The sequence below is a fragment of the Mesobacillus sp. genome (assembly GCF_049588175.1).
Classification (GTDB): domain Bacteria; phylum Bacillota; class Bacilli; order Bacillales; family Cytobacillaceae; genus Mesobacillus.
Map to the genome: position 1 here is coordinate 1 of NZ_JBAVFI010000243.1, position 2,515 is coordinate 2,515.

General features: G+C 38.4%; 2 protein-coding genes. One reads left to right on the forward strand and one right to left on the reverse strand.

All coding sequences use genetic code 11. The features are described 5' to 3' along the window. Positions 1-143: 143 nt before the first annotated feature. Positions 144-614, reverse strand: a complete 471-nt coding sequence (locus tag WB217_RS05990; protein ID WP_423991591.1) for a hypothetical protein — start codon at positions 612-614, stop codon at positions 144-146. 453 nt (positions 615-1,067) lie between these two features. Here WB217_RS05990 and WB217_RS05995 point away from each other — a divergent pair, with 453 nt between their 5' ends. After that, positions 1,068-2,201, forward strand: a complete 1,134-nt coding sequence (locus WB217_RS05995) for a TIGR04053 family radical SAM/SPASM domain-containing protein (RefSeq protein ID WP_423991593.1) — start codon at positions 1,068-1,070, stop codon at positions 2,199-2,201. Positions 2,202-2,515 lie beyond the last annotated feature (314 nt).

A 2,515-nucleotide genomic window follows, 5' to 3' on the forward strand; every position in this document is an offset into this window, starting at 1 on the left:
CTCCAACTGTCATGTATATTCCCTTCTTTCTATATATTTTTGGTACTGTTTTAGTATTGCTAGGTCAGAAAGAAATATTCATGACAAGATAATAAGAAAAAACCACTTACTTCCGGGTTTAAACGGAAGTAAGTGGTTACATATCACTTTGCGTCATTGTAGACGATAATCCTCGTGTTATAAAGTACATAGCCATTCTCCCACTTTGCGCGAATTTCCATCGCATAATCGCCAGACTCAACGTTTGAATCCTCTAACTTAAGCGGGTACCCTTTTAACCCTTTATAGGCAAGCTTTCCTGTTTTCACATCCCATAAATAATACTTAACTGTTTGCGGTGAATTTTCAAATTCAAGCATGATCTCTTCTGAGGGACCTACTACTATTGGGTCATCATTACGTACAAGTGTTACGGGATCAGAGTATGTATCATCGGCTGCTTCTCTTCCCCATTTTTCCAATGAGTAAGTGCCGGCTTCCACCAAGGCAGACTGGTTATTTACAAAAACCTCTAATACCGAGGGTTTAGGTTTATATTTACAATATCCTGTAACGGCAATGATAATAAGCAGAATCAATATGGATCCCGTTAATGAAAAAACTATTTTTCTCACCGCTCATACCTCATTTCGCCCGCAGATTTTCATCCATTAAGTAGACGTATTGAAGTGAAGATTAGTTTCAGGAGTTAACGGAAATTTCAGATTGTTTTTCGCTAAATACAACCCAGATTGGAATATCATTCACAATTCTATGTTTTAAAATTCGGAATGTTTTCTAAGGGATTTTTGATTTTTAAGAAGTGTTTGGAATCAAATTATTTAAAGCAACAAAGTATACGAAAACAGTTTAAAATTTTTTACATATCGACTCCCCCATATTCAAGTTGAGACATATTCCGTGAGGAAACAAACAAATGTTAAAGAAAAACTTCGCTAACTTTTAATAAGAAAGGAAGTTGGTTGTAACATTCCTTACATGCAAATACTGCAAAGAATTTTATAATAAAGCTAAAACTATAATAAAGTATGGTGATTAATTTGCATGGAAACGGATATCAATTCCCAATGGGAGTACCTCAGGAACCGATAAATTTTCATCAAAATCCTTATATTGTAATTTGGGAGGTAACACGCGCATGCCAGCTGAAGTGTTTACATTGCCGGGCAGATGCACAGAACAAGCCTGATCCAATGGAATTGACGTCAAACGAAGGGTTTAAACTGATTGACCAGATTTATGAAATGAACAATCCAATGCTTGTTTTTACCGGCGGCGACTGTATGATGCGACAAGATTTATTCGAGCTTGCTGATTACGCTGTAAAAAAGGGCATGAGAGTTTCAATTACTCCAAGCGCAACAGACAATGTGACAAAAGAACGGATGCTGCGGGCAAAAGAGGTAGGATTATCACGATGGGCTTTCAGCCTGGATGGTCCGACTCCAGAAATTCATGACCATTTCCGGGGCACTCCCGGTTCATTCGATTTAACCATTGAAAAGGTTAAACATTTGAATGAGCTGCAAATGCCACTCCAACTAAATACAGTTATTTCACGATATAACTTTGAGTATCTTGAGGAAATGGCTGAATTGATGAAGGAGCTAAAGGTCGTCATGTGGTACATTTTCATGCTCGTGCCAACTGGCCGCGGTCAGCTTGACGCTTGCCTGACACCGTTAGAGCATGAGAAGGTTTTCCGCTGGCAATACGAACTGAGCAAAACGGCCCCATTTGATATCAAAACAACCGCTGCACAGCATTATCGCCGGGTTGTATTCCAACAAAAAGTACGAGAAAAAGTGGTTGATCTTTCAGAAATTCGATATGAGGATACATTGACCAAGGATATGGCATCTATGATTGATGGACTTAAACGGGCTCCCCAAGGTGTTAATGACGGAAATGGGTTTGTATTCGTATCGCATACAGGGGATGTCATGCCATCCGGCCTTCTTCCGCTTGTTGGAGGAAATGTTAGAGAAAAGTCTCTTGCTGAAATTTATCGCGAGTCCCCTATTTTTAAAGATCTGCGCAACCCTGATAAATACAAAGGAAAATGCGGTATCTGTGAATTTCGTTACGTCTGCGGCGGGTCCCGCTCCAGAACATATGCCGTAACTGGAGACTATATGGCAAGCGAGCCCTACTGTGTTTATATTCCAGAAGCGATTCGCAAAAAAGAAAAAACTGTATAATTTCGATGATATTATGATCCCCTTGCATCATTTGCAGGGGATTTTTTGTTTGGAAACGGTATTGTTAAGGTAAATCAGCGATCAAGAATCTCAATTTTATTAAAAGTTATAGTGAAATTTACTCCACGGAAAAATATATTGGCCAAGTTCACAATTAATTGGAAATTTTAGATGATTATTTCCAGTTCGCCAGAATGAAAAAAATCACATTAAGCAATTTAAAGAAGCATATTTACTAAAATCAGCTTTCCGAGAGTATTAGGCGACTGGAACTCATTTATGACACTTTCATGACTTTAGTATAACTGTGACAT

Bases quoted from the DNA above. Each gene is read 5' to 3' on its own strand.
- WB217_RS05995 (WP_423991593.1), top strand. From the start codon at position 1,068: ATGGGAGTACCTCAGGAACCGATAAATTTTCATCAAAATCCTTATATT.